The organism is Streptomyces sp. NPDC039423, from assembly GCF_055598725.1.
In genome coordinates, this window is the sequence record NZ_JBVKAH010000009.1 from 150,251 (window position 1) to 176,990 (window position 26,740).

The window sequence follows — 26,740 nt, forward strand, 5'->3', positions numbered from 1 at the left end:
GCGCGGTGATCGAGCGCCTCTCCGCCCTGCTCGGCGCCCTCGGCGAGGCCGGCGATCCGCCGCTCCCCCGCGAGGTCGCCGAACTGGTCTGGCTGGCGCGCGCCCTGCCCGCTCCGGCGGAGCCGGGGAGCGGCGGTGACGGGACCGGTCCCGCCGGGCCCCCGGGCGGATCCCCGGAACCGGTGGCGGACCCGGACCGGGACCCCGCGCGGCCGCGCCCGGAACCGCCCGCCGGGGGCACCGCCCCCGGGACGGAGGGCCCCGGAGCGGCGGGCCCGGGGACGCGGCTGTACCTGCCGCGGGCGCGGGCGCGGGAGGAGGCGCCGGACGCCACGGTGTCCGCCGTACCGGTACGGCTCGCCGGCCCGGCCACGCTTCCGGGCGCCCGGGAACTGGCCCGCGCCCTGCGCCCGTTGAAGCGGCGTTCCCCCTCGCGGGTCCGCACCGTCCTCGACGAGGACGCCACGGCGGAGCGGGCGGCCGAGCGGCGGCACTGGCTGCCGGTCATGGCCCCGGCCGCGGACCGCTGGTTCGACGTGACACTGGTCGTGGACACGTACGGGGACGGCGCCGCGTTCTGGATTCCGCTGGGCCGCGCGCTGAACGGCCTGCTGCGGCGGACGGGCGCGTTCCGTGACGTACGGACGTACTGCCTCCGGCCGGGCGCCGACGGGCGGCCCGGTCTGGCACCGACCCTGTCGTCCGCCGCCTCCTCGCCGCGCGCCCCGGGCACGGCCGTGGACCCGACCGGACGGACCGTCACGCTGGTGCTGACGGACGGTGTGGCGCCCCAGTGGCGGTCCGGGGCGCTCCGCGCGGCGCTGCGGGAGTGGGCCTCGGCGGGCCCGACGGCGGTCGTCCAGCCGCTGCCCGACCACCTCTGGGCGCGTACGGCGCTGCCCCCGGTGCCGGTCCGCTTCCACGGCACGGGCAGGGGCGTGCCCGGCGCCCGGCTGAGGTACGTCCCGTACGGCCTGGGGGCCCGGGCGCCGGAGCCCGGGGACGTCGCCGTGCCGGTGCTCGCCGCGACGCCCGAGTGGCTGGGGCCGTGGGCCGCGGCCGTGGCGGGGGGCGGCTGCTTCGACGGCGCGGCGGTGCTGCTGCCCGCCGACGGGGCGGTGGAGCCGACGGACCCGGGGACGCCGCGCGCGGTGGGTTTCGAGGAATTCCGGGCGTCGGCGCAGCCGCGGGTCTTCCGGCTGGCGGCCTGTCTGGCGGCGGCGCCGCTGAACCTGCCGGTGATGCGGATGGTGCAGTCGACGATGCTGCCGGACAGTCCGGTGTCCGACCTCGCCGAGATCGTGTTCAGCGGTCTGCTGCGCCGGGTGCCCGGCGGCGGGGACGGCCTGGACGCCGCGTACGAGTTCGTCCCGGGCGTCCGGGAGCGGCTGTTGGGTACCCTCCGGCGCGACGAGGCCGACGAGGTGGTGGCGGCGGTCTCGGCGTACGCCGACGGGCGGGCCCCCGGGACGGGCCCCCGTTTCACCGCCGCGGTCCCCGCCCCGGCGGGCCCGCTCGCCCTGCCGTCGGGCGCCCGCCACTGGGCGGAGGTGCGCGACCTGGTGCGGCGCCGGCAGGGACGGCCTCGGGCGGCCGGGCTGCCCGGGACGCCCGAGGGGCGGTTGTTCCTGATCACGCTGGGCGCGGAGCATCCGCACGGAGCGGTCGACGGGCACCATGTGCACAGCGTGCGCAACGTCGGCCGGATGGCCGCGGTGTTCACGGACGCCGGCTACCAGCACGTCCTGCCCGAACTGGCCGGGGCCACCCGGGCCGAGGAGGTGCTGCGGGCCGTCGGCGACTGGGCGGGCGGGGCCCGGCTCGGCCGGGCGGACGCGGTGGTCGTGTACGCGGGCCACACGGACGTGACGCCGGACGGCTACCGGCTGCTGGCCCACGGGGACGGTCCGGCGGTGGGGCCCCTGGCGCTCCACGAACTGCTGGCGGCCACGGAGGTGGGACACGTGCTGCTCCTGCTGGACGTGAGCCCGAGCCCGCTGGGCGGGATCACGTCCCCGGAGGACCTCGCCTCCCGGAGCCTCTCGCGCCGGCTGTCGGTCCTGGAGGCGGCTTCGCGCCCGGACGGCGCCAGGGGGAGCGCCCTCGTGGAGGCCGTGGCGCGGATGCTCGCGGTGGCGACGGCCGACGAGGGGCAGGCGTTCCTGGACACGGCACGGACGCTGAACCAGGTCGTGGACACCTACCGGGACTTGGTCGAGGAGGGCGGCGAGGGGCCGGGAACGAGCAGGCTCCACACGCCCGCCGGTCCCGGCGCGCCCCGGCTGTTCCCCAACCCGCTGCACGTCCCCGCGCTCGCCACGCTGGTGTCCTGGCTGCGGGGCGGCCCGCACGACGGACGGATGCGGGTGGTGACAGGGTCCGCCGGCTCGGGGAAGAGCCGGATCCTCCGCCGGCTGGCGCGGCTGGTCCCCTCCGCGTACCCCCTGACGGCGGCGAGTGTCTTCCCGCGGTCGCTGCACGGCCTGGCCACCCGGGCCGAGCCGGTCGCCCTGCTCATCGACGACCTCGACGCCATCGGGGACCCGCGGTCGGTGCACGACCTGGTCCAGCCGCTGGCCGCGCTCCCCCATGTCCGGCTCGTCGTGGCGACGCGCCCGGAAGCGCTGCCGCTGCTCGGCCCGCACGTGGAGGTCCTCGACCTGGACGAGGAGGCGTACCGGGCGGCGCCCGCGGACTTCGTGCGGGCCCTGCTGGACGGCGTCCCGTCCGCCGGCGCGCTCGGCGCGCACGTCGCCGGCTGGGCGGGCGGCTCGGTGGCCGTCGCCCGCGCGCTGGCGGGCGCGGTCAGGGAGGGCCGGCTCTCCGCCGGCTCGGCCGAGGCTGCCTGGCTCCCGGAGGCGGAGGCCGCGGTGGACGCCCGGCTGCGGCGCTTCGGCGACGACCGGCCGGAGGTGGAGCGATGGCTGCTGCCGCTCGCGTACGCCGGGGACGGGGGCTCCCCGCCTCCGCCGGACCTGTGGGCGGTTCTGGCGGACGCCCTCGCGGACGGTGCGGGGCGCCGCCGGGACAGCGGCTGGGTGCTGCGGGCGGCCGCCGACCTGTTCGTGCCGGGTACGTACCGCCTGTGCCGTGCCGTGGACCACTACCTGCGTGCCGGGGACGACCCGGCCTCCGTGCACGGTCTGATCACCGAGGCGCTGCTGGACCTCGTGCCCCGCTCGCGCGCGGACGGCCGACGGGACTGGCGGGCGGCGCCCGCCTTCGTACGGACGCACCTGGCCACTCATGCCGCGGCGGCCGGGAGCATCGACACCCTGCTGGAGGACAGCGAGTTCGTGGTGCAGGCGGACCCGGGCCGCCTGTTGCGCGCCCTGGACCCGGTCGCGACGCAGCACGGCCGGCAGGTGGCCGAGGTCTACCGGGCGGTGGCGCCCGTCCTCGGCCCGCTGGGGCCCGTGGAGCGCCGGGGGGTCCTCGCCGTCGAGGCCGCGAGCCGGCGCCACTTCCGCCGCCTGACCGGTTCCTTCGCGCGGCCGTTGCCGTGGCGTCCGCTGTCGGCGGGTGTGGTGGGCGTGTCGGTGGTGGACGTCTTCTCGTCGTCGCTCACTCCGGTGCCGACCCTGTTCGTCGGTGGTGACGACGGGGCGGTGCTGGTGCGGCAGTTGCCGGGCGGGACGCGCGACCATGTGCTGACGGGGCACGTGGGGCCGGTGCGCGCCCTGGACTGCGTGGCGATCGACGGCCGCCCGCACACGGTGACCGGCGGGGACGACGGTACGGTCCGCGTCTGCGACCTGGCCACGGGCGCGCTGCGGTCGATGTACAAGGCGTACGAGTCGCCCCGGGCCGCGGTGCGTGCGGTGGCCTGCACGGTGGTCGACGGCCGCCCCTGCGCGGTGATCGCCACCGAAGGGGCGGTCACCGTGATCGACCTCGCCCACAGTGCCGGGCGCCCCCTGGTGCCGCCCCTGCCGTGGCGCGCCTCCTCGCTGGTGTGCACCGTCGCGTCCGGCCGTCCCGTGGCCGTGCTGGCTTCCGCCGGGTCCCTCGACGTGTGGGATTTCGCCGGTACCGTCCGGCGCGTCTGCGCGGGGCCGGTGCCGGCCATGGCGGGTGTGGTCCTGCACGGGCAGCCGCACGTCCTGCACGGGCACGGCACGCAGGTCGTGTACGGGTGGAACGCGGCGACCGGCGCGCACCGCGAGGTGTTCCGCGGTGACGGCGCCGTCACGGCCGTCGCGACGACCGTGATCGACGGCCGTCCGTACGCGGTGACCGCGGAGGAACCCGGCTCGGTGGTCGTCCGGGACCTGTCGGGCGGTCACCGTACGACCGTCGTCCTGCCGCGGCCCGCCCGTTCGCTGACCGCCGCCGGGCGGTTCGTGGCGGTCACCATGGACGACACCGCCGTGTTCATCGAACTCCGGCCCGTGGGCTGACGCCGCCCCGCGCGCCGACGACCGCCGATACGCTGCACGGCATGATCACTACGAAGGGGACGGCTCCCGACGACGCCGACGGCACCGTCACCACCACCACCGTCACCGGCGCCGGCGACACCGACGCCGCCGCCGCGATGGCCGCGGCACGGGCCGGCGCGGACGTCGTCCGCGGCCTGTACGGCCGGCGGCTCGCCCGTATCGACAAGGGCGCCGGGGACTTCGCGACGGCGGCCGACGTCGCCGCCGAGGAGGCGATCGTCGGTGTCCTCCGCGCCGCCCGCCCGGACGACACCGTCCTGGGAGAGGAGGGCGGGCGGCGGGGCGCCGCGGCGGCGACCCGCCAGTGGCTGGTGGACCCTCTGTGCGGCACGCTGAACTACGCCGTCGGGAACATGCTGGTGGCCGTCAACGTGGCCCTGCGCGGCGGCGCCGCGGCGGTGGCCGACCCGTTCAGCGGTGAGGTCTTCCACACCGACGGCAGTGCCGCGTGGGTCCGGTGCGAGGGCGCCGACGCCGACGCCCGGCTGGTGCCGACGCCGGCCACCCGGCTCGTGGACGTCAATCTGGACCCGCCGTTCCCCGGGGCGCCGGAGTTCCGGGCCGTGCACCTGCTGGCGCACCCCGAGTTCGTCGAACGGTTCCGGCCCCGGGTCGTGTCCACCACGCTGGCGCTGGCCTGGGTGGCCGCCGGCAAACGGGCGGCGTACGTCACCGACGGCGGTGACCTGTCCGGGAGCGTGCACTTCGCCGCGGGTATCGCGCTGTGCCGGGCCGCCGGCTGCGTGGTCACCGGGATCGATGGTGCTCCGGTCGGCGAGGGGGGCCGGGGACTGGTCGTCGCCGCCGACGGGGACACGCACGAGTCGCTGATGTCGACGATCCGGAAGACGCTCCGGCCCGCCCGCTCCACGCGGGGGTGAGGCCTCGTCGCACCGGCCATGGCGCGGGCCGTTCCCTCACGCGGTCATGCGCTCGGTTCCGTGCTCGTGAGTCACGCGGCACCGTCGCCGGCCGTGGCCGTGGCCGTGGCCGTGGCGGCGGTGGCGGCGACGGTGGCCGTGGCGGCGGTGGTCGGGGGCCGGTCGGAACGGATCTCGTCGAGAGCGAGTTCGCCGACGCGTTGGTTCCCGCTCGTCTCGCCCGTCGGCCGGAAGCCGAGCCCGAGGTAGAACGCCTCGGGACCGTCGTCGCCGGGATGCCACGTGACGGTGAGGCGGGTGCCGCCGCGGCGGCGTATCTCGGCGGCCACCGCCCGGACCGCGAAGCGGCCGTAGCCGCGGCCTTGTTCTCCGGCCGCGATGTTCAGCCGCCACAGGCCCGAGCGCAAGTCGGTGCCGGTACCGGTACCCGTACTGTCGTCGGCGAAGTCGATGTCGAAGAAGGCCATGAGGAATCCGACGGGCCGGTCCCCGTCGAGGATGAGCCGGGGCCAGGCGACGTCCGGATGCACGTACGCCTCGGCGAGGGACCTGACCACCGGGGCCACGAGGTGCTCCTGGTCCGGGCGTACTTTCAGGGCGATCGCCGTCTCGAAATTGGCGGCGGTGATCTTCTCGAGGCGGAGTGGGCCGGTCATACGCGCAGCCTAGGCCCACCCGCCCGGCGGACCAACGGCTTTTCGGCGGTCGGGCCGCGGGCGGGGTCGCCGGCAGGGGGGCGGATGGTCGTGGTCAGGCCGGGGCCTCGCCGACCGCGCCGGGCCCTTCCCGGGTGCTGGTGATGTCGTCGCGGAGGACGCTGTAGCGCACCACGTCCCGCCACTCGCCGTCCCGGAACAACACGCTCCGGAGCACGCCCTCGCGGGTGAAGCCGGACTTCTCCAGCGCGCGCTGTTCGGCGAGGTTCCCCGTCTCGGTGTCCGCCTCTATCCTGACGACCGGCGTGTGGGCGAAGAGGTACCGCGTCAGCAGGCGCTGGGCCCGGGTGCCGATGCCGCGGCCCCGGGATTCCGGCAGCAGTTGGGCTCCCATGTTCCAGCAGGAGGAGTTCCGCGTGGTGACGGCCCTGCGCCAGGCCACGAAGCCGCACCGGTCGGTGCCGCTCACCACCATCAGGTGGCCGCCGTTCTCGCCGAGCAGTCCGTCCTCCGCCCAGCGCCGGCGCCAGTGCCCCGGGTCGGACCAGCCCAGCCACTGGTACGGCCCGGTGGCCTCGGGGTCCGTCAGGAAGCGTTGCAGCAGCGGCAGATCGTCTTCGGCCACGGGGCGCAGCAGCACGGGCTCGTCGCTCATCGCGTCACTCTACGGGCGGCCCGGCGCCGGCGGTACGGGGCCCGGGGCTGCGGGGTCGGTGAGCCGTGCGCGGCGGGGGCGAGGAGGGGCGAGGCCCCCACCGCGGGCGCGGTGGGGGCCGTGGTCAGGGCCCGGGGTGGGGCCGGCGGTGGGGTGTCACACCCCGGCGATGCTCTGGATCCAGGAGCGGTACGCCGTCACGTTGGTGTAGGCGGTGGTGGTCTGGCGGTCGCTCGTGGAGGCGACGCCCACCTGTGCGCCGTTGGCCACCATGGGGCCGCCCGAGTCGCCGCCGGCCGTGATGCCGTTGCCGCGGCGGGCACAGATGGCCGAGCCGTTGTAGGCGTCCCGGCAGCCGCCGGTGACGATGACGTCGGCGACCTTCAGGTACCTGGACTGGCAGTTGGCCTCCGAGCCGCACTGGGAGGTCGCGCCCCAGCCGTACACCTGCACGGTCTGGTTCACCGATACGGAGCCGGGCTGGCCGAGGCGTGCGTAGGTGCCGCCGACGGAACGGTCGAGCCTGACCAGCGACAGGTCCGAGGAGGGGTGGCTCTGGACGCTGATCCCGTTGGCCACGGTGCCGCCGGTGGTCTGGTCGAGGCTGCCGATGCGGAACGACAGTCCGCCGCCGCTGACGCAGTGCTTCGCGGTGAGGATCCAGGTGGGGGCGATGATCGACGCGCTACAGGTCTGCCGCCCGTTGGAGAAGAGCCGGGCCGCCCAGGGGGCGTTGGTGGCGTACCCTCCGCCGATGATCGGCTGGACGTCGGTGCCGGGGACGGGCGTGGCCTGTGCCGACGCGGTGGGCGCGATCCCTAAGACCGACAGGGCGGCGGTCGCGAGGGCGGGGGCCAGTCTGGCTATTCGCACGTTCGTCTCCATCGTGTGGGGGTGAACGTCCTCGGTGAGGACCATGAGACCGCATAGGTATGCGGCGCGGGCACTCGTCCAAGCCGGGGTAAGCCTGACGAGTGCATGCCATTTTCGGCAGTGGTGAATCTGACAGACACGCAGCAGCCACCGCAAGGGGTGGAGTTGCGAAAGTTTGCCAACTGGGCTTTCCCAGGCTCGATTCACAGGCGTTTGCGCAGCTCCGCGCCGAACGATGAGGGGAGAAGAGAGCCAATCACTCCCCTTCGGCGCATCGGCCCCCGCTACCGGACCAGGAGCGGGGGCGTCGCCAACAGGCTGTTGAGTGCGGCTTGTTGAAACCTCTGACTGTCCGTGTAGATATGCGTTTCCCAGCATGCGCGAGCGAAATTCTCCGGTGTCCGTCATCGGACACCGGAAATCCTCGCCGGTGGTCCTCCGTCGGATCCGCTGCTCTCCCCCGTCAGGCGTTGCGGACGCGGTTGCGCAGTTCCTGGCATTCGACGGCCGACCAGAGCACTCCGGCGAGGCCGTCCAGCAGGCGCTCGTCGGTCACCTCGGGCAGCACGCGGCGCACCACTCCACCGAGCTCGGACCAGACGCGTTCGGTGGTGTCATGCACACCCCTGGCCCAGGAACGCGCACCGATCAGTTCCGCCATCGAGGCGCGCGTCCGCTCCCCCACCGCGCCGAGCAGGCCCTCCGCCGTCGCGGTGTCGGCGGTACGCAGCCGGGCCGAGCCCGCCTCGTCGCGCGGGCGCAGCAGCCGCCACCAACCGGGCGGCGGCACGAACGCCGAGCCGGCGGTCCACCGGCCCTTGCGGGGACCGGACACGCCGTCGCCCGTCAGCGCCCATGCCGCGAGGACATCGCCGTCGGGGCCGCGCAGCTCGCCGTACTCCGGTCCCTTGCCGGCCGTGGCCGTGCGGTGCACGGTGCGGGGCCGGTCGTCGCCGGGGAACAGCACCGTCTCCTCGTGGGCCGGCGACACCTGGGCGTGGACCCGCCGGACGCCGTCGAACGGGGCGGTCACGAAGGTGCCGTCCTCCCAGCGCAGGCCGGTGTGCCATGGCTTGCGGTAGTCGTACGCCTCGTCCTCCCAGCGGGCCCGCACCCCGGCGTGGTCCACCGCGACCGCCCGGCCGGGTCCCACCAGGAGCAGGGCGTCCCCGCCGTCCCGTACTTCCGTCCAGTCGCCCTTCCGCCACTGCGCGCCGTCACCGTCACCGTCGGGGAAGCCGAACTCGTCGGGGAGTCCGGCACGCAGGGTGCGGGCCAGCGCGACGGCCGGGTCGACGGCGAGCAACCGTTCCACCTCGTCGGCGACGTACCGGCGGACCGCCGGGGCGGCGAACGGCTCCATGTCGCACAGGGCGGCGTGCAGGGGCAGCACACCGCCCTCGGCGGAGAGGCGGCCGTGCTCGCGGAGGAAACCGGCGGTGAAGGCCCGCAGTGCCGGTCGCGCGGTGAGCGTCCTGGCACGTCCCGGGTCCCGCGTCAGAGGGTGCGGCGGGCGGGCGCCGACGGACAGGGTGGCCGCCGGGTCGGAGAGGGCGGCCAGGAGCCGGGGCGCGAAGCGGCCGTCCCGCGTGACGTGCGGCAGGTCGTCACCCTTCGCCCTGCCGAGCCAGCCGAGGAAGCCGAGAGGCTCCGTGGCGTCGTCCGCCACCGGGATCCCGGCCGCCAGCAGCGCGTCGAGCAGGCCGAGGTCGACGCACCGGTCGCGCGCCGAGGCCTGGGTGTCCGGCATCCGCAGCGCGGGCAGCGCCCGGTAGGGTGCGGCGTCCTCGGCGCGCAGGCGCGCGGCGATGTCCGCGAGCAGTTCGGCGAGCCCTTCGACCGGCGGCTTCAGGCCCCGGTAGCGCGTGGCGAAGCGGCTCAGCCAGGCGTGTACGCCGGTCACGTCCACGGTGGCGCCCGCGCCCGGCCGCGTACCGCCCGGCGTGTCCGCGTCGCCCGCTCCAGTGAGCAGTGCGGCCGCACCGGTTCGGCGCAGCAGGCGCACCCAGCCGGCCGCTGCCGCGGCGAGCGCCGTCCGACCGCCGCCGGTGGGCGCGGCGGTCAGGGTGAGGAGGGCGTCCGGAGCGACCCGGCCCGCGGAGAGCAGCGCCGACAGCACCGGGGCCCAGCCGTCCCAGACGTCCGTCGTGGCGTCGTCCATGCCGCCGTGGGCCAGCAGGCCGCACAGCAGCACCCGGTGCTCCTCGTCCACGGGGGCCGTGCCCCCGCCGAGGTCCAGGGGGTCGCGCGCGAACTCCGGCCGGGACGGCAGCCCTGCCCGGTGCCAGGCCCGTACGAGCGCGCGGTGGTGGTGGGCCGCCCGCTCGGCGGGCAACCGCGCGACGAGGGCGTCGCGGTGGTCGGCCAGGGCGCGCCGGGAGACGGCGCCCACGGCCGCGCACTCCACCAGCGACTCGATCAGGGCGTCCTCGTCGACGGCCGCCCCGCTGGTGTTCTCCACCTCGCGGGCGCGTGCGAAGAGCGGCTGGGCCATGGCGGGGCTGCCCGCGTCGGCGATGATCCGGGCGCCCTCCTCCAGCGCGGCGGTCACCAGCCGCGGCGACTGCTTCTCCAGCGGCGCGAGGGCGGCCTCCAGTGCCTTGGCCGCGCGGCCGGGCTTGGCGGCGGCCGTGGCGGCGCACGCGCGGAGCTGCTTCAGCAGTCCGATCGCCTTCCGGGCGTCGGCCGGTTCGGCCCGGCACACCCGGGCGAGGAAGCCCGTCGGTACCGAACGGACCCGGCCGACGGTCTCGCGCGCCGCGTCCCCCTCCCCTGCGTTCCCTTCCGGTACCGGTACGAGGCCCAGCGCCCGGGCGACCGCGTCCTCGGCGTCGGCCGCGCGCCGGGGCACCAGGCGTACGACGAACGCCCCCTCGTCCAGCGCCGCCCACGCGTAGCGGCACACGGCGAGCGCGTCCTCCCCGACGGCGGCGTCCGGCGGGGCGCCGGGGGCCACGCCTCCCGCGTCGAGCAGCTCCTGGTCCTCCCAGCCGCCCGTGGCCGTGCTCGTGGTGACGTCAGCGGCTCCGCCGGCCGGACCGGCGTTCTCCGCGCACCGGGCCAGGAACGACCGGTACGCGGTGGAGGCGTCGGGCCGCTCCTCCTGGCGGTAGCCGCCGTCCCGGGCGTCGTACAGGTGGGCGACCGTCCGCATGCCCTCCGACCAGGCGACGAGGGGGATGTGGTCGTAGGCGCCGGCGCCCTGCCGGCTGGCGCCGCGCTCCCCCCAGTACACGTCGTTCATGCTCGTGCCGCTCATGGGCCCCTGCCAGCGCAGGTCGATGTGCATCGCATGGCGGGTCCGGCCCGCGTACACGTCGACGTACGCGGTCTCTCCCCGGATGCGCCCGCCGAACCGGGCCAGGGCGCGCTCGAAGCGCGCCCCGCTGTCGAACTCGGCCCCGTCGAAGGCGTCGACGCCCCGCCACGCGTGCGGTGTGGTGGGCGCGGCACGGGGCCGCCACCACACCGTGCGGTGAAGTTGCTCGACGCCCTGCTCGCCCCCGTACGCGTCGAGCAGGGAGCGCCAGCGGTCCAGCAGTCCCCGCCCCCGCGGGTCCAGCAGCACCGGATGAGGAACCGTCACCAGGGGCTCGTCGAGGCGCAGCTCCCCGTCGGGGGAGACCACGCGCAACCCGTCCCCGGCCCCGGGCCCGGCCTCGACGAGCAGCCCGGCCCGGGCGACGTCCGCCGAGCCGTCCGGCAGGTACGGCGCGACCACCAGGTGGCGCAGCACGCGCTGCCAGTACGGGTCGGGCCACACGGCGTGCAGCAACCGCGCGGGGAGCGGCAGCGCACGCGTCATCCACCGCTCCACCTCGGTCTCCGCCCGCGCCGCGTGGTCGGCGAGCCAGTCGGCCAGCGCCAGCAGCAGTTCCGCCTCCGCGCTCCGGCGTACCTGCGCCGGGACGTTCTTCAGCACCCGCCCCGCGGCGTTCCGGCAGACCAGCGCGGGGCGGGGCTCCGCGTACGCGTCCAGTGCCACCTCGTACGCCGCCCGCCCGGAGTCGCCCTCCGTGCCGTCGACCGCCAGCCATTCCATCGCCGCGTCCCCCGTTCGTCGAGCCGCCCGGCGGCAACGCCCACCGCCGCGCACCGGCGCCCGCAGCGGAGCGGCACCGATGTGATCACTCTAGGACGGCCCACTGACAACGCCCCCGGGGGCCGGGCGGCAGCCCGCGGCACGGGCGGGCCGGCAGGGCCTGCCGGCCCGCCCGGTACGCCCGCCGCGCGTCAGGACGATCCGCGATCAACCGCCTCCGGACGGAGCGCGGCGATCGTCCTCCTTCCCGATGTCCGCCCGGCGCTCCCCCACGGGCGCACGGGACCCACCGGATCCTCCTGCCTCGCACCGGCCATCGTCGGCCATGGCCCGGGCCGTACGGGGCCGGTGGGCGAGGGCACCGCTGCCGCGGGGCACGGCCCCGTCGACGTGGCGGGAGGGCGGGCGGTCCGGAAGGACGGTGCGCGCCATGACGAGGAGGGCGCCGGCCCCGTTGAGCAGGCCCGCGAGGACATCCGTGGGGTAGTGCATGCCGGCGTACAGCCGCGATGCCGCCACCGCGACCGGTACGGCGGCGAGGACGAGGGCAGGCGCGTGACGCCAGGGGCCACGGAGGCGGGTGAGAGCCAGTACGGCCAGCGCCCCGAACAGTGCCGTGGCGGCGCCGACATGTCCCGAGGGGAAACTGGAGGTGGGCGGCGAGGGTTCCAGGTGGGGCACATCGGGGCGGGGGCGTTCCACCCACAGGGTGATCAGGAGGAAGATCCCGGACTGGACCACCACCGCCCCGCCCACGAACAGCGCCTCGGGCCACCGTGCGGTACGCGGAAGCACGACCAGGGCGGTCATGGAGACGACCGTGAGCGCGACCACGCCTTCGGTGCCGGCCACCGCGGACAGCCACTCGGAGACCGTCGTCAGGGCGGCGGTGCGGTGCGCGGCCAGCGCGCGGTTGACGCCCCCTTCCCCGTTCAGCGGCCCCTCGGTCGCCGACGGGCCGGTCAGCAGGAACCCCAGGAGCGTCATCAGTCCTGCCTGTACGGGCAGGAGCAGGAGCCATCGGGGCCGGGGGCCGGCCGCGGCTGCGCTGGGTGGTCTCGTCATTCGGCTCTTGTTACCCGCACCCCCTGTGAGGATGCCCGCGTCCCGATCGGCGCGAACGGGCGTACGCGCGCCCGTGCGGACGGGTGAGGGGGCGCGCCTCGTGGTGTTTGTGGGTGCGGGGGTGGGCAAGAAGGGCGGGGACAGGTCGCGACAGGGCGGTTATGGAGCAACGGTGATTCCCCAGGAGCAGCTCACGAGTCTCACGCGGCGGCCGGTCCACTCGGCGGACGGCGACAAGATCGGGGATGTGGTCCGCGTCCTGCTGGACGACACCACGGGCCGGGCCGAATGGGCGCTCGTACGCGGCGCTTCGTCGGGCCCCGGCGAGGTCTTCGTCCCCTTGCGAGACGCCGTCCTCGCGGGTGACCACGTCGAGGTCCCGTTCCCGGCGGCCGTCGTGGCGGCCGCCGCGCGGGTGGACGTGCCGGGGCGGGAGGTGCTGTCGGTGGCGGACGAGAGCAGGCTCTTCGACTGTTACGGCGTCCGGGACGTCCGTGAGCGGGTGAACGCGGAACGGGGCAGCGGGTGGTCGGAGATGGACCGGGCCGCCGGCATCCGGGCCGGCACGGAGGGCCAGGAGGAGGCGCGGACACGACTGCGCGTCCTGGGGGACGACGGGGCCTGAGACGGGCCGTCACCACCGACGTGCGTTCTTCGAGGAGCCGGGGCCGGCCGGGCCCCGGCTCCCGCGCGTGGGCGGCGCTCCGCACCCGTGTTCGCGCCCTCCTGCGGGACGATGCCCGCTCCGCCACGGGACGGAGACGGTCCGTCGCGGCGGACGACGCACGTCGGCCGGAGCCGCGGCCAGCATGGCCTCATGACGACGAAGACGACCTCCCTCCCCGCCACCGTGGCACCCGCGCCGTTGTGGGCGCGGCGCGCCGCGCACGCGATCGCGTGGTGCGCGGTCCCCTCCGGTCTGTGGCGCGTCGCCATGGCGGCCGGTGTCCCCGTGGGTTACAGCGAGCAGGTGCTGCGCGACGTCTACGGCATCCCCGGGTGGGGGGTCCTGTACGTCGTCGGTCTGTCGGTCCTCGCCGAGTCGGCCGCCCTGTTCCCGCTGCTGCTGGTCAGCGACCGGTGGCGGCCGCTGCGGCCCCGGACCCTCGCCGCGCTCGCCCGGACCGCCTCGGCCGTCCTGGTCCTGGGGGCGCTGTGGCAACTGGTGGTCGCGTTCACCGTGGAGAGCCGGTCGTACCTGTCGGGCGGTACGGCCCAGGCGGTCTGGGGCGCGACCTTCGCCCCGCTGTTGGCCGTCCCGGTGCTGATGGTGGTGGTGACCTGGTCGTACACGAAGCGGCACCGGGTCGCGGGCGTGCTCGGCCGTACCCCCGGCCGGACGGTCCACACCCCGGAATAGCCGCCGTCGCGCCGCGCGTTGCCACGGGCATGACGATCGATACGCCGCGGCCCGCGGTCCTGCGCTACACGGCCTTCTCCAGCTCCCCCGACGGCGGCAACCCGGCAGGTGTCGTCCTGGACGCCGGCGCCCTGGACGACGGCGAGATGCTGGCCATCGCCGCCGATCTCGGGTATTCGGAGTCCGCGTTCCTGACCGCGCCCCCCGAGGGCCTGGGCGGGCAGGAGGGGCGGGCGTACACCATCCGGTACTTCAGCCCCAAGGCCGAGGTGGCGTTCTGTGGGCACGCCACGGTCGCGACCGCCGTCGCGCTGGCCGAACGGATCGGCCCGGGGGAGCTGGTGTTCGCGACGCGCGCCGGCACGGTGCCGGTGGAGGTGACCGACGAGGGCGGCACGGTCAGGGCCACGCTCACCAGCGTCGAGCCGTCCGTCGAGGAGATCTCCGGCGCCGACCTCGCGGAGGCGCTGGCCGCGCTCGACTGGCCGGCCACCGACCTCGACCCGGCCTTCCCGCCCCGCATCGCGTTCGCGGGCGCCCGCCATCTGGTCCTGGCGGCGGCGACCCGTGCCCGCCTCGCGGACCTCGCGTACGACTTCGCCCGCCTGGAGGCCCTGATGCACCGTCTGGACCTCACGACCGTGCAACTGGTGTGGCGGGAATCGGCCACCGTCTTCCATGTACGTGACCCCTTCCCCGTCGGCGGTGTAGTCGAGGACCCGGCGACCGGAGCGGCGGCAGCCGCGTTCGGCGCGTACGCCCGCGAGCTCGGCCTCGTCCCCGAGGACGCCGTGCTCACCCTGCACCAGGGCGAAGACCTGGGCCGCCCCGGCGAACTCACGGTGACCCTGCGCCCGGGCGACCCCCGCGTCCGCGTCGCCGGCGCGGGCGCCCGCATCGGCTGACCACCCGCCCTGTCAGGGCGGGGTAGATGCGTACGAGCGGCTTGGCGTTGCCGCGGTCGGTCAGGGTGCCGGGCAGGCCGACCCTGTGGGCGCTCACCGGTTGCCGCGTTCCTCTCCCTGTGAAGGCGCGGCGTTGCCACACTCGCCTGCAGACAGGGAAACTACGCAGCATCGTGCCAGGGGGCGTCATGGGGTACCTCGACAAACGGACCGCGGCCGCCGAGAAGGCGGCCGAGAAGGCACGCCGTCGTGCCGACCGTGACGCACGCAGGCGCGCTCGCTCCGCTCCACGCGTCGCGCCTCGCCCGTCTCAGGCGGAGATCACGCGTGGCTTGGCGATCGACGCGACAAGGCGAAAGATCCAAGACCTGATCAGCCTCATGGCTGAGAAGGATTATCCCGACCTGCAGACGCGCACAGTTCCCGACGAGCGCTGGTGGTCCCTGTCCAGTACCCAGTCCAAAGCCGTCTGGGTGCTGAGCGACACCATCGGCATGGTCGAAACCGAGTACTGGTACATCGACTCCCTGGCCAAGGGTTCACGACGCGAGAGCCAGGCCATGTACCTCGTTCCGGACGGAAGGTTGTACTACCGCGAGGTCGAGGGAAGTCAGGACCACACACGACCCTGGAGCGGCCAGCAGATGGACAGGCTCAACCTAGTCCTCGACGCCTGGCTGGCGGATGCGCGTGACGGAGGGGACAGCAACCGACGCGCCCTTCGCTGATGCCGACACGTGTGCCATGCCTGCGCCGATGGACCCATCACGGTCGGGCCGCGAGCCGGACCGACGGACCGATCCGGGAGGGTTCCCGGCCTTCGGAGCGCAAAAGCTCCGAGGGCCGGGAGTCCACCTTGCGTCGAGGGTCAGGCGGGGGTGATGTTCTCCGCCTGCGGCCCCTTCTGACCTTGGGTCACGTCGAAGGTGACGGCCTGGCCTTCGGTGAGCTCACGGTAGCCATTGGCGTTGATGTTGGAGTAATGCGCGAAGACGTCCGGTCCGCCGCCGTCCTGCTGAATGAAACCGAAGCCCTTTTCGGAGTTGAACCACTTCACGGTTCCGCTGGCCATGTCGGTGCCTTCCCAGTCGAGGTCGGGCCCGTACCGCACGGACCCGGAGGTGATCGCCCTGGTCCTCAGGCACTGCACAGCAAAAAGCCCACGCCGTCGCGTGGGCAGGTACTGCGAACCACGACATCTGCCAGCGACGTTACACCGCGAGAAGGCGCATCACCAGAGAGCAACTCCCCACGGCCCAGGTCGTATGCCCGCAGTTCAAACGAGTTGGCCGAATACGCGGCGGGTCCGGCTGGAGGGGGCACCCGTGGCCCCGCCATGGCAGCCGCGCCGAGGGCCGGGCGGATACGAGACCCGTCTCGGCCGCCGCCTCGAGCCGGACCGGGTACGCCGAAAAAGCGCCGACGTCGCCATGACCTGCGGGCCACCGGCATCTTCCTCGGCAACCTTCCCCAGGGCCTCACCCACCTCGCCCTGATCAGCACCGCCTGCGCGATCGGGGAGGCGGCACACCCACCGACACGCTCGCAGCACATCTCGCCTACGGCACCATCGTCGGAGGGTTCCTCGCATGGCCCGACTGAGGGAGCGTGCGTGCTCCGAGGGCGGTGACGGCGGCTGCGGCCGAGAGGACGGCGAGCAGTGCGAACACGGAGGAGTGGCCGCCGAGGGGTCCGGCCAGGAGGGCGCCGGCGAAGGGGGCGAGGGCTGCCGCGGCGTGTGCGGGTGCGCCGAGGAGTGCGGAGAGCCGGCCGTAGTGGGTGGTTCCCCAGCGGTCGGTGACGGAGGTGGCCTGCAAGAGGGTGAGGTTGCCTCGGACCACCCCGGCGATGACGGACACGGTGGCGAGAAGGGGGTAGGGGCCGGCCGCGGTGGCGAGGGCGGCGGTGGTCAGTCCGCCGAGTCCGATGAGGGTGACGGTGCGGGTGGTCACGCCGAAGCGTCGGGAGAGGGCCGCGTAGAGGGTGCGGCCGAGGGTTTGGCCCGCGCCGCCGAGACCGAGGGCCCATGCGGCCTGGGTGGTGGTGTACCCGCGTTCGAGCAGGAGGGGTACGAGGCCGATGACGACCGCGTACATCGCGAACGAGGACTGGGTGAACGCAGCGGCCAGCATCCAGAACGCCCTGCTGCGCGCGACTGCTCCACTGCCCCCTGTGACGTGCGGCGGGCTCGGAGGGGCTGGAGGCCAGGGTGCCTTCAGGGCCAGGGCGTGAGTCGGAACGGTCAGGACGGCGAGGATGCCCGCGAGCACGACATAGGTGGCGCGCCAGGACAGGTGGGCGGCGAGGGCCGCGGTCAGGGGTGCGAAGACGGTGGAGGCGAGACCGCCCGCGAGGGTGACGATGGTCAGGGCGCGGATGTGGTCGGGTGCCCACCAGCGGGTGAGGGCTGCGAAGGCGGGCTGGTAGAAGGTGGCGGCCATCGCTGTGCCGGCGAGCAGCCATCCGGCGAGGAAGACCGCCGGGTTGGGGGCGGCGGCCACGAGCAGCAGGCTCAGGGTGCCGAGGACGGATCCGATCGTCATGGCGATGCGGGGTCCACGGCGGTCCAGGATGCGGCCGACGTGGATTCCGGCGAGGGCGGAGACGACGAGGGCGGCGGAGAATGCGGCGGTGGTCGTGCCGGTGCCCCAGCCGGTGTCGGCGGTGATGGACGGGTTCAGGACGGGGAAGGCGTAGTAGAGGATGCCCCAGCCGGTGATCTGGGTGAGGCAGAGGGCGGGCAGGACGGCGCGGGGCCGCGACCGGTCCCCTGCGCCGGTCGCAGCCCCGCTGCCGTGAGGTTCGGTCACTTCGGTCAGCAGCCGCCGGAAGCGGGCGCGCCACCGATGGTCAGGGTGGCGGGGGCCGCGCAGCAGCCGCCGCCGCTTTCCTCGGCGGCCTGGGGCTGGTCGAAGAGTCCGGCGCCGCCGCACACTCCGGTCTCGGGCAGGATGAGCTCGACGCGCTCGGCGGCTTCCTGGTCGCCGGCGAGGTGGGCGGCGATCGAGCGGACCTGCTCGTAGCCGGTCATGGCGAGAAAGGTCGGGGCGCGGCCGTAGGACTTCATTCCGACGAGGTAGACGTCCTTCTCCGGGTGGGAGAGCTCGTTCACTCCGTGGGGGTAGACGGTGCCGCAGGAGTGCTGGTTGGGGTCGATCAGCGGAGCGAGCTCGACGGGGGCCTGGAGGCGCTCGTCCAGACCCAGTCGCAGCTCGTTGACGAACGAGAGGTCGGGGCGCAGGCCGGTGAGGACGATGACCTCGTCGAGCGGGTCCAGGCGTCGGCCGTCCTCGGCGACCAGGACGAGACGGCCGTCCGTGTCGCGTTCGACGGCGTCGGTGCGGAAGCCGGTGACGGCGTCGGCGTACCCCTCGTCGACCGCGGCCTTGGCGGCGAGGCCGAGGGCGCCGCGGGCGGGGAGCTGGTCGGCGCTGCCGCCGCCGAAGGTGGAGCCGGAGATGCCGCGGCGCAGGATCCAGGTGGCGTGCGTGCCGATGCCGTCTTCGGCCTTGGCGAGGTCGGCGAGGTAGGCGAGGGCGGTGAAGGCGGAGGCGCCGGAGCCGATGACGGCGGTGCGCTTTCCGGCGTACCGGGCGCGGACGGCCGGGTCCTCGAGGTCGGGGATGCGGTAGGAGATCCGGTCGGAGGCAGCCTGCTCACCGAGGGCCGGGAGGCCGTCGCCGCCGATCGGGCCGGGGGTGGACCAGGTGCCGGAGGCATCGATGACGGCGCGGGCCAGGATCCGCTCTTCGCTGCCGTCGGCATTGACGACGCGGACGGTGAAGGGCTGGGTCTCGCGGTCGGCGTCGACGACGCGGTCGCGGCCGGCGCGGGAAACGCCGGTGACGGTGGCGCCGTAGCGGACGTTGTCGCCGAGGACATCGGCGAGGGGCTGGAGGTAGAGCTCGGCCCAGTCGCCGCCGGAGGGGTAGGTCGCGCCGTCCGGCGCGGTCCAGCCGGTGGGGGCGAGGAGCTTTTCGGCCGCCGGGTCGACCACTTCGGACCAGGTGGAGAAGAGGCGGACGTGGGCCCAGTCCCGGGTGGCGGTGCCCGCGCGGGGGCCGGCTTCGAGGACCAGCGGGGTCAGGCCGCGGGCGGTGAGGTGGGCGGCGGCGGCCAGGCCGACGGGTCCGGCGCCGATGACCACGGTGGGCAGGTCGGCGGTGGTGGCAGACGCGTTCACGGCGGGCTCCTCTTTTGTTTCGACATCCGTCGATGACTTGTGGTGCCAGCATGGCACCTGCTTCGATGAGCGTCAACATAGACATTTATCAAATAGAGGGGTTGTTGTGGAGCACGTCGACGTCGCGGTCATCGGAGCGGGCCGGTCGGGCCCGGGATCCCGCACCGTTCGCCGGGCAACGCGTCATGGTGGTGAGCGCCCGGCCGACCCGTCCTCGACGACGGTCGCTAGCGTCGGCCGCTCCACCGCGGCGGGCGAGCCCAGCACCACCCCGGCCTGCACTTCGTCGGGCTGGACCTGCGGTATCGCTGACATCGCCGCACCCTCGACCCCCTGCTTCGACATGTGTCAACATAGACCTATGTCGAACGTGAAGGTTCTGCCTCTGCTGGAGTCCGAGACCGTCGCACCGTGCTGCCCACCCCTGACGGAGCGCCCGTTGACGGCCGAGGAGGCCGAGCGGACCGCCCTCATGTTCAAGGCCCTCGGCGACCCGGTGCGCCTGCGGCTCTTCTCCGCCGTCGCCTCCCACGAGGGCGGAGAGGCGTGCGTGTGCGACATCTCCGACGTCGGCGTCTCCCAGCCCACCGTCTCCCACCACCTGAAGAAGCTGCGCGAGGCGGGGCTGCTGTCCTCCGAGCGGCGCGGCACCTGGGTCTACTACCGGGTCGAGCCCGCGGTGCTCGCCGCCATGGGACAGATCCTGACCCGCGCGGCCGCCGTATGAGCATCACCATCGCGCCGCTGGCCGAAGCACACGCGGATCAGGTCCTGGGGATCTACCAGGCCGGGATCGACGAGGGCAATGCCACCTTCGAGACCAGCGCCCCCACCTGGCAGGTGTTCGAGGCGGGCAAGCTGCCCGAGCACCGCTTCGCCGCCGTCGACGACGACGGCAAGGTACTGGGCTGGGTCGCGGCGAGCGCGGTCTCGGACCGGTGTGCGTATGCGGGCGTGGTCGAGCACTCCGTCTACGTCCACCCCGCCGCCCGTGGGCAAGGGGTCGCCATGCAACTCCTCACGGCACTGATCGGCTCGACGGAGGCCGCGGGAATCTGGACCATCCAGTCCGGCATCTTCCCCGAGAACCGCGCGAGCCTCGCCCTCCATCAGCGGGCCGGCTTCCGGGTCATCGGCACCCGCGAGCGCATCGGCCGCCACCACGGCGTGTGGCGAGATGTCGTACTCCTGGAACGCCGCAGCCCCGCCATCGACTGACGAGGCCCCAGCGGCTCGGATTCATGGTCTGCCTCGCGGGCATGGCCGTGATCATGTACGCGCCGCCACTGAGTACGGCCCTCATGGCGTGAGCAGCGAGGCGATCTCGCGGGCGGCGTCGCGGGCGGGACGGCCGACACCGATGAGGGTGGCGGAGGCGGGGCCGGTCCAGTCGCCGTAGCCGAGCAAGTGCAGGCGCGGTTCGTCGACGGACCGGGTTCCGGCGGTGGCGATGTGGCCGCGCGTGCCGCGCAGGCGCATGGAGGTGAAGGGGGCGAGGGCGGGGCGGAAGCCGGTGCACCAGACGACCGCGTCCGCGTCCGCGGTAGTGCCGTCGGCCCATTGCACCCCGGTTTCGGTGAGGCGACTGAACATCGGCTTCGCGTGCAGGAGACCGGCGTCCCGGGCCGCGCGGACCGGAGGCACGGCGACGATGTCGCCGAGGGAGGCCACGCCGCCCGTGTCGGTGCGGCCGGCGTCCAGCGCCTGGCGGCGGGCCGTCGCGGCGTCGAAGAGCGCCCGGCCGTCGATGTCGTCCGCGAGGTAGCGGGGCGGGCGCTGGGTGACCCAGGTCGACTCCGCCGTCCCCGCGAGGTCGGCCGCGATCTGGGCGCCCGAGTTGCCGCCGCCGACCACGATCACCCGCTGCCCGGCGAACTCGGCGGGACTGCGGTACTGCACGGTGTGCAGCTGGCGACCGGTGTACTCGCGTCGGCCGGCCACGGCGGGCAGGAAGGGACGGGTCCAGGTACCGGTGGCGCTGATGACCGCCCGGGCCCGCCAAGGGCCGCGATCGGTCTCCACCCGCAGAAAGGGGCCGTCGCGGTGGACGGCGTCGACCGACACGCCCCGCTGGACCGGCAGGTCGTAGCGCTTCTCGTAGTCGGCCAGGTAGTCGACGACGTGGGCGGCGTCCGGATAGAGCTCGCCCGGTTGGGACGGCATGAGCCGCCCGGGCAGGGACGAGTACTGGGCCGGGGAGAAGAGGCGCAGGGACTCCCAGGTGTGCTGCCACGCCCCGCCGGGCGCCGTCCGGGCGTCGAGGATGACCTGCTCGATGCCCAGGCGGCGCAAGTGGTAACCGGCGGCGAGCCCGGACTGGCCGCCGCCGATCACCACCACGTCCGTGCGCTGCGTCATGTCGAGGGCGTTCCGTTGTCCGTCTTGCCGCGCATGAAGATGACCGCCACCAGGGCCAGGCCCGCTGCGACGCCGATGAGCTGCATGGCGATGAAGCCGGGCACAGAGGCCGGGGCGATGCCCGCGAAGGTGTCGGTGAAGGCGCGGCCGATGGTGACGGCCGGGTTGGCGAAGGAGGTGGAGGAGGTGAACCAGTAGGCGGCGCCGATGTACGAGGCGACGGCGACGGGCGCGAAGCGGAGCCTGTCGGTGCGGGCCAGGCCGAAGATCAGCAGGATCAGCCCGGCCGTCGCCACGACCTCGCCGAGGAGGAGGTTCCCGGCGGAGCGGTCCTGGGTCGACCACTTGACCAGCGGCTCACCGAACATCGCGTCCGCCAGGATCGCGCCCGCGATCGCACCGACGATCTGCGACGGCACGTACACGGCCGGCTCGCGGACGGTGACGCCGGCGCCGCCACGGCGGGCGGTCCACCATTCGGCCAGGGTGACGGCCGGGTTGAAGTGCGCTCCGGAGACCGGCCCGAGGAGCGTGATGAGGACGCCGAGCCCGAAGACCGTGGCGGTGGAGTTGGCCAGCAGCTGCAACGCCACGTCGTCGGTGAGGTCGGCGGCCTGGATGCCGGAGCCGACCACCACCGCGACGAGAGCGGCCGTACCGACCAGCTCGGCGGCCGCGCGGGCGACCAGCGGGGCTCTGGGCGGGGTGGCGCCGGGCGCCGGGCGCGGAGCGTCGGCGGTTATGGCGGACTCCGCGGCGGGGGCGGTGTCGGCGGGCACGGTGGCGGTCAAGGCAGGTTCTCCTCGGGCAGGTGAGGCAGGATGCGGGTTAGGGGCAGGCCCGCTTGAGGTTCGCTTCCGCGGTGGCCCGCGCGGTCCGAGCGAGGTCGGCGAACTGACCGGCGAGGGCTTCGACGACCTCCGGGCACAGGCGGTAGTAGATGTACCGGCCGCATGGCTCCGTCTCCACGACCCCCGCTTCCCGCAGCACCCTCATGTGGTTGGAGAGGTTCGTCTGCTTCGCGCCCGTCTCCTCCACCAGGTGGGTGGTGCAGAGCGTCTCGCGGGCGAGCAGGGTCACGATCCGGAGCCTGAGGGGGTCGGCCAGAACCCGCATCAGATCAGTGTCGACTGACGTCATCATGGGCTGATACTGTCACATCAGTCGAGGCTGACACCAGCCTGCACTGACCTGTGCGGTTCCTTGAACGGGATCGCCATGCCCACGCCCTCCTCGCCCAAGGAGCGGGCGAGCGCGTCACCGTCTCCTCCGCGGGCGCCCGCCCCGCAGACGAGGTGGCGGCCGCAGCTCGCTCCCCAGCAGCCCCACGCATCCCCACCGCAGTCGCCTCACCTCAAGGAAGAACAGATGTCCTCCGCTCCTGCCGCCTCCGTCCTGTTCGTCTGCATCCACAACGCGGGCCGCTCCCAGATGGCGGCCGGGTTCCTGCGCCACCTCGCCGGCGACCGCGTCGAGGTCCGCTCCGCCGGCTCGATGCCCGGCGAGCAGATCAACCCCTCCGCAGTCGCCGCCATGGCCGAGCTGGGCATCGACATCTCCGACCAGAAGCCGAAGGTCCTCACCCCCGAGGCCGCCCGGGCGTCGGACTACATCATCACCATGGGCTGCGGCGACGCCTGCCCCTACTTCCCCGGCAAGACCTACCTCGACTGGCAGCTCGAGGACCCGGCCGGCCAGGGCGTCGAAGCCGTCCGCCCCATCCGCGACGAGATCGAGAACCTTGTCGAGGGCCTGATCGCCGAGATCGACGCCAAGCCGAAGGCCTGAGGCACCTGACGTACCTTTCGCCGGCCGGTCGCGTGCCCCTGGCACGCCGAAGGCCGCACCCGGGGGCGGCCGACGGTGGCGGCCAACGCTCCCGCAGTGCCGGCGGTGCCCCCGCCGGCCGCGCTGCCGACATGGCGATCGAGGCACGTGTTACCGAAGGTGGCATTGCCGAGTCCCGACAGCGCGCGGCCGCGGCGGCAGGGCGTGATGCTCCTTGCGGCGGGGGGGCCGGCGCCTACCGGCCCTGGAGGAAGTCGACGAGGGCGGAGGCGAGGGCCTCGGGTGCCTCTTCGGCGACGTGGTGGCCGGAATCGATGCCGTGTCCGCGTACGTCGGGAGCCCAGCGGCGCCAGATGGTGACGGGGTCGCCGTACAACTGCTCCAGGTCGTCCCGGAGCGACCAGAGGACCAGCGTCGGACAGGTGATGCGCCGGCCGGCTTCGCGGTCGGCCTCCTCGTGGCGGCGGTCGACGGTGAGGCCGGCACGGTAGTCCTCCAGCATCGCCCGCACCACGTCCGGGTCGCGGACGGCCCGGCGCCATTCGTCGTGGTTCTCCGGTCCCATGACCGTGGGGTCGCCGTGGTACCAGCCGTCCGGGTCGGCGGTGATGACGCGTTCGGGAACGTCCGGCTGGGCGAAGAAGAACCAGTGCCACCACTGGGTGGCGAACTCGACGGTGATCCGCGACAGATGCTCCGTCAGCGGCAGGCAGTCCACGAAGGCCGCCCGCGGGACGGCCTCGGGGTGGTCGAGCGTGAGGCGCAGCGCCACGCTGCCGCCCCGGTCGTGCCCGGCGACGGCGAACCGTTCGTGTCCGAGGTGGCGCATCACGGCCACCACGTCCCCGGCGACCGCGCGCTTGGAGTATCCGGCGTGGTCGGCCGTGAATCGTGGTCCTCGGGAGCGGCCGTAACCCCGCAGGTCCGGGCAGACGACGGTGTGCCCGGCCGCGACGAGGCGGGGCGCGACCCGGTGCCACGTCGCCGACGTACGGGGATGGCCGTGCAGGAGCACCACCGGTGGCCCCTCCCCGCCGAAGCGGACGAAGACGGACGCCTCTCCGACGTCGATCCTCGTCTCCTCGAAGCCCTCGAACACCGCGGCCTCCCTCGGGCTCGTCCCCCGCGCACCGGCTCCGGCCGGCCGGCGGAGCCGGTTCTCCCTGTTCCCCGGTCGGCGACGGTCATGCGTACCGCCGCCCCGGGAAGCGGGCGGAGGGCCGGGGGCCAGGCCGCCACCGGCCGCGCGGAGGGCGGGCGGTCAACCACGGCGGTACCGCGGAAGTTGCAGGAACCGCCCGCCTACGGCCCGGGGTTGCGCACGAGGTCAACCCGGTGCCGGATGCCGCCGGGGCCGGGCGTCCGTAGTTTCTTGACCAGCACCACGGCGCCCGGCCGACCACCGCGGCGCCACACGGACCACGGGTCGACACGGGGTACCCAACGGGGGGCCCGGCCAGTGGTCCAGGAAGGAAGAAGACACCATGCACGCACGCAAGAGCCTCGCTCTCGCGACGGCCACGGTGGCCCTGGGCTCCGGCCTCGCGCTGGCGGCACCCGCCGCCCAGGCGGAACCGGCGCACCAGCCGGTCCTCGCCGAGCGGGCCGTCGCCGCGGCCGCCCCGGCCAACGCCGCCAACGCCGCCGCGGCCAAGGCGAGCTGGCACCTGATCTGGGGGCCGAAGAGCCACGCGCCCACCAAGTACTGGGCCACGCCCGACTTCGTTCCGCGCAGCAGCACGCTCGGGGTGAACGCGCGCTGCTGGAACGGCGGCGACGGCACCAAGTACAAGATCGACATCGTCCGCACCCGCGACAAGAAGGTCGTCAAGAAGGGGGGCTGGGGGTACTGCTCCGGCAACTGGATGACCGTCAAGACCGCCGCGGCGAACGGCACCGCGTACTACATGCGCATCTACCTGAAGGGCCGGGCGCACACCGTCGAGGCCAAGGCCTACTACTACCGCTAGCGGCGGCCATGCGGCTCCGGCCGTAGGCGCCCGGGCTCGCGAGCGACCGCATGAAAGCGGCGGCCCGGCACCCTCCTCGGGGTGCCGGGCCGCCCGCCGTACGCGACACGGCGGAGCAGCGGCCCGTGGGCCGGCGGTTCCTCCGGGTATCCCTAGGGACGGGCCGGCCAGATCACGGCCTGCGCGACGATGACGCTCTCACCGTTGAAGGTGACGGCGGGGCTTCCGTGCAGCTCGTAGCCGAGACCGAGCGCTTCGCTCACGCGCCGGCAGAAGTCGGCGTCGTCGGGGCCCGTCAGCACGCGGTAGAGGGGGAGTCCGTCCGGGGGTGTGGTCATGGCGGGCAGGATCGCACACGCGCTCGTCCCGTCACGCGCCGACCCGGCCGAGCTCGGTCTCGTAGTCGGGCAGGGCGATGGTGCTGACCTTCTGACCCTCTTTGAGCATCCGGTCCATGACGAAGCGCCGGCGCAGCAGGCCGTTGCGGATGCGGAGACCGCGCGTGGTCGCTGGGGCGAGGAACGCGCCGGTGCGGTCGCCGCCCTTCTGGCAGCGCCGGGCGTGGCGGCGGAGCCGGTGCTCGTAGCGGGCGAAGGCCGTACGGTGGTCGCCGCGGGACAGGGCCAGTTCACCGGCCAGCACATAGGCGGCCACCACTCCGGTCCCGGTGCCCATGCCTCCGATGGTGGCACCGCAGGCGGCGTCTCCGACGAGGCCGATCCGTCCGGTGGACCAGGTCGGCACGTCCACCCGGCTGATCGAGTCGAAGTACAGGTCCGGGGCGTCCCGGAGGGAGTCGAGCAGCCGGGGCACCTCCCAGCCGAGGCCGGTGAAGGCATCGGCGACCAGGGCCTTCTGCTGCGTCACGTCCTGGCGGTCGTAGGTGAGCCGAGGCGCGGCGAAGACGAAGAAGGCGCCGGCCTTCGCCGGGTCCCGGTGGTCGCCCCCGACGGCGGCGAGCCGGCCGGGGGCGTTGTACCCGACCGAACCCGGGGCGGCGCCGAGGTGGTTGGGCAGCCGCCAGGTGGCGGCGTAGTGGCCGAGGTGGCGGACGAACCCTTCCTCCGGGCCGAACGCGAGCCGGCGCACGGTGGAGTGCAGTCCGTCCGCGCCGATCACGAGGTCGAACGCGCGCGGCGCGCCGTGCCGGAACGTGACCTCCACTCCCCCGCCGGTCTCGGTGAGTCCGGTGACCGAGTCGCCGAACACGTACTCGGCGTACGGGAGGCTGTGCCGGTGGAGCAGACGGGCCAGGTCGCCGCGGAGCACCTCCACGTCTCCCCCGGCGAACTCGGCCGGCAGGCGCAGCAGTTCGCGCCCGTGTTCGTCGACGAACGTCATCGGGCTGCCGCCGGTCTCGATGCGGCGCAGCTCGGCGAGCAGTCCCATGCGCGCCAGCACGGTCAGGTGGGTCTCTCCGCGGAAGTCGACGGCCTGGCCGCCGTCGCGCAGGACCGGCGCCAGTTCGACCACCGTGGGCTCGAAGCCGAAGCGACCGAGCCAGTACGCGAGCGCCGGGCCGGCCACCCCGGCACCGGAGATGAGCACGCTCTTCGCCATCA

The 26,740-nt window shown here is 74.3% G+C and carries 25 protein-coding genes; 10 read left to right on the plus strand and 15 right to left on the minus strand.

Annotation, left to right across the window (positions count from 1 at the left end):
- Positions 1–5: 5 nt before the first annotated feature.
- Both ACZ7LK_RS26595 and ACZ7LK_RS26600 read left to right on the plus strand, forming a co-directional pair.
- Positions 6–4,400: an SAV_2336 N-terminal domain-related protein gene (locus ACZ7LK_RS26595; protein ID WP_471143799.1), complete on the plus strand. Its 4,395-nt coding sequence runs from the start codon at positions 6–8 to the stop codon at positions 4,398–4,400.
- A gap of 137 nt (positions 4,401–4,537) precedes the next feature.
- Entirely contained in the window at positions 4,538–5,323 is a 786-nt protein-coding gene (locus ACZ7LK_RS26600; protein WP_392277218.1) for an inositol monophosphatase family protein, read from the plus strand.
- A gap of 71 nt (positions 5,324–5,394) precedes the next feature.
- Here ACZ7LK_RS26600 and ACZ7LK_RS26605 read toward each other — a convergent pair whose 3' ends face one another.
- The 5 genes from ACZ7LK_RS26605 to ACZ7LK_RS26625 all read right to left on the minus strand — a co-directional run bounded on the left by ACZ7LK_RS26605 (position 5,395) and on the right by ACZ7LK_RS26625 (position 12,536).
- Positions 5,395–5,979, minus strand: coding sequence for a GNAT family N-acetyltransferase (locus tag ACZ7LK_RS26605; protein WP_469464121.1), 585 nt, complete (start codon positions 5,977–5,979; stop codon positions 5,395–5,397).
- A 94-nt stretch (positions 5,980–6,073) separates the two neighbouring features.
- Positions 6,074–6,634, minus strand: coding sequence for a GNAT family N-acetyltransferase (locus tag ACZ7LK_RS26610; protein WP_469464122.1), 561 nt, complete (start codon positions 6,632–6,634; stop codon positions 6,074–6,076).
- A gap of 156 nt (positions 6,635–6,790) precedes the next feature.
- Complete coding sequence (locus ACZ7LK_RS26615) at positions 6,791–7,507, minus strand: S1 family peptidase (RefSeq protein WP_469464123.1); 717 nt, start codon at positions 7,505–7,507, stop codon at positions 6,791–6,793.
- A gap of 463 nt (positions 7,508–7,970) precedes the next feature.
- The gene (locus tag ACZ7LK_RS26620) at positions 7,971–11,549 is read right to left on the minus strand and encodes a DUF4132 domain-containing protein (RefSeq protein WP_471143801.1); all 3,579 of its coding nucleotides are present in this window, start codon (positions 11,547–11,549) and stop codon (positions 7,971–7,973) included.
- Positions 11,550–11,756: 207 nt separating this feature from the next.
- On the minus strand, positions 11,757–12,536 hold the full coding sequence (locus ACZ7LK_RS26625; protein ID WP_471143803.1) for a phosphatase PAP2 family protein: 780 nt from the start codon (positions 12,534–12,536) through the stop codon (positions 11,757–11,759).
- 250 nt (positions 12,537–12,786) lie between these two features.
- On the opposite strand from ACZ7LK_RS26625, the gene ACZ7LK_RS26630 reads away from it, so the two are divergent.
- From ACZ7LK_RS26630 to ACZ7LK_RS26645, 4 genes are all read left to right on the plus strand, one after another.
- A complete protein-coding gene (locus ACZ7LK_RS26630; RefSeq protein ID WP_471143805.1) occupies positions 12,787–13,239 on the plus strand; it encodes a PRC-barrel domain-containing protein in 453 nt (150 codons plus the stop codon).
- Positions 13,240–13,431: 192 nt separating this feature from the next.
- Complete coding sequence (locus tag ACZ7LK_RS26635) at positions 13,432–13,974, plus strand: hypothetical protein (protein ID WP_471143807.1); 543 nt, start codon at positions 13,432–13,434, stop codon at positions 13,972–13,974.
- Between the two features lie 29 nt (positions 13,975–14,003).
- Positions 14,004–14,879 carry a PhzF family phenazine biosynthesis isomerase gene (locus ACZ7LK_RS26640; RefSeq protein ID WP_471143809.1) on the plus strand — a complete coding sequence of 292 codons (876 nt, stop codon included), beginning with the start codon at positions 14,004–14,006 and terminating at the stop codon, positions 14,877–14,879.
- A 188-nt stretch (positions 14,880–15,067) separates the two neighbouring features.
- On the plus strand, positions 15,068–15,607 hold the full coding sequence (locus tag ACZ7LK_RS26645; protein ID WP_471143811.1) for a hypothetical protein: 540 nt from the start codon (positions 15,068–15,070) through the stop codon (positions 15,605–15,607).
- Between the two features lie 140 nt (positions 15,608–15,747).
- Here the strand turns inward: ACZ7LK_RS26645 and ACZ7LK_RS26650 are convergent, their stop codons facing one another.
- The 4 genes from ACZ7LK_RS26650 to ACZ7LK_RS26665 all read right to left on the minus strand — a co-directional run bounded on the left by ACZ7LK_RS26650 (position 15,748) and on the right by ACZ7LK_RS26665 (position 19,377).
- Positions 15,748–15,951, minus strand: coding sequence for a cold-shock protein (locus ACZ7LK_RS26650; RefSeq protein ID WP_392277160.1), 204 nt, complete (start codon positions 15,949–15,951; stop codon positions 15,748–15,750).
- 487 nt (positions 15,952–16,438) lie between these two features.
- Positions 16,439–17,689 (minus strand): MFS transporter, encoded by a 1,251-nt coding sequence (locus tag ACZ7LK_RS26655; RefSeq protein WP_469464129.1) that lies wholly within the window; start codon positions 17,687–17,689, stop codon positions 16,439–16,441.
- 5 nt (positions 17,690–17,694) lie between these two features.
- Positions 17,695–19,062: an NAD(P)-binding domain-containing protein gene (locus ACZ7LK_RS26660; protein ID WP_471143813.1), complete on the minus strand. Its 1,368-nt coding sequence runs from the start codon at positions 19,060–19,062 to the stop codon at positions 17,695–17,697.
- A 183-nt stretch (positions 19,063–19,245) separates the two neighbouring features.
- Positions 19,246–19,377, minus strand: coding sequence for a hypothetical protein (locus ACZ7LK_RS26665; protein ID WP_471143814.1), 132 nt, complete (start codon positions 19,375–19,377; stop codon positions 19,246–19,248).
- Positions 19,378–19,423: 46 nt separating this feature from the next.
- On the opposite strand from ACZ7LK_RS26665, the gene ACZ7LK_RS26670 reads away from it, so the two are divergent.
- Both ACZ7LK_RS26670 and ACZ7LK_RS26675 read left to right on the plus strand, forming a co-directional pair.
- A complete protein-coding gene (locus tag ACZ7LK_RS26670) occupies positions 19,424–19,789 on the plus strand; it encodes an ArsR/SmtB family transcription factor (RefSeq protein ID WP_392277164.1) in 366 nt (121 codons plus the stop codon).
- Entirely contained in the window at positions 19,786–20,280 is a 495-nt protein-coding gene (locus ACZ7LK_RS26675) for a GNAT family N-acetyltransferase (RefSeq protein ID WP_392277165.1), read from the plus strand. Before ACZ7LK_RS26670 ends, ACZ7LK_RS26675 begins: the two co-directional genes overlap by 4 nt.
- An 81-nt stretch (positions 20,281–20,361) precedes the next feature.
- Here ACZ7LK_RS26675 and ACZ7LK_RS26680 read toward each other — a convergent pair whose 3' ends face one another.
- Genes ACZ7LK_RS26680 through ACZ7LK_RS26690 form a run of 3 tightly spaced genes read right to left on the minus strand, consistent with a single transcriptional unit; the run spans position 20,362 to position 22,563 of the window.
- Positions 20,362–21,420 carry an ArsO family NAD(P)H-dependent flavin-containing monooxygenase gene (locus ACZ7LK_RS26680; RefSeq protein WP_471143817.1) on the minus strand — a complete coding sequence of 353 codons (1,059 nt, stop codon included), beginning with the start codon at positions 21,418–21,420 and terminating at the stop codon, positions 20,362–20,364.
- A complete protein-coding gene (locus ACZ7LK_RS26685) occupies positions 21,417–22,211 on the minus strand; it encodes an aquaporin (protein WP_469464134.1) in 795 nt (264 codons plus the stop codon). Before ACZ7LK_RS26685 ends, ACZ7LK_RS26680 begins: the two co-directional genes overlap by 4 nt.
- A gap of 37 nt (positions 22,212–22,248) precedes the next feature.
- The gene (locus tag ACZ7LK_RS26690; protein WP_392277168.1) at positions 22,249–22,563 is read right to left on the minus strand and encodes an ArsR/SmtB family transcription factor; all 315 of its coding nucleotides are present in this window, start codon (positions 22,561–22,563) and stop codon (positions 22,249–22,251) included.
- A 225-nt stretch (positions 22,564–22,788) separates the two neighbouring features.
- Here ACZ7LK_RS26690 and ACZ7LK_RS26695 point away from each other — a divergent pair, with 225 nt between their 5' ends.
- On the plus strand, positions 22,789–23,208 hold the full coding sequence (locus tag ACZ7LK_RS26695) for an arsenate reductase ArsC (RefSeq protein ID WP_471143819.1): 420 nt from the start codon (positions 22,789–22,791) through the stop codon (positions 23,206–23,208).
- A 235-nt stretch (positions 23,209–23,443) separates the two neighbouring features.
- Here ACZ7LK_RS26695 and ACZ7LK_RS26700 read toward each other — a convergent pair whose 3' ends face one another.
- Entirely contained in the window at positions 23,444–24,307 is an 864-nt protein-coding gene (locus tag ACZ7LK_RS26700; protein WP_471143821.1) for an alpha/beta fold hydrolase, read from the minus strand.
- Between the two features lie 385 nt (positions 24,308–24,692).
- Here ACZ7LK_RS26700 and ACZ7LK_RS26705 point away from each other — a divergent pair, with 385 nt between their 5' ends.
- The gene (locus ACZ7LK_RS26705; protein ID WP_471143823.1) at positions 24,693–25,178 is read left to right on the plus strand and encodes a hypothetical protein; all 486 of its coding nucleotides are present in this window, start codon (positions 24,693–24,695) and stop codon (positions 25,176–25,178) included.
- A gap of 152 nt (positions 25,179–25,330) precedes the next feature.
- Here the strand turns inward: ACZ7LK_RS26705 and ACZ7LK_RS26710 are convergent, their stop codons facing one another.
- Positions 25,331–25,516: a DUF1737 domain-containing protein gene (locus tag ACZ7LK_RS26710; RefSeq protein ID WP_392277172.1), complete on the minus strand. Its 186-nt coding sequence runs from the start codon at positions 25,514–25,516 to the stop codon at positions 25,331–25,333.
- Between the two features lie 31 nt (positions 25,517–25,547).
- Entirely contained in the window at positions 25,548–26,738 is a 1,191-nt protein-coding gene (locus ACZ7LK_RS26715; protein WP_471143824.1) for an FAD-dependent monooxygenase, read from the minus strand.
- Between the last annotated feature and the right edge of the window lie 2 nt (positions 26,739–26,740).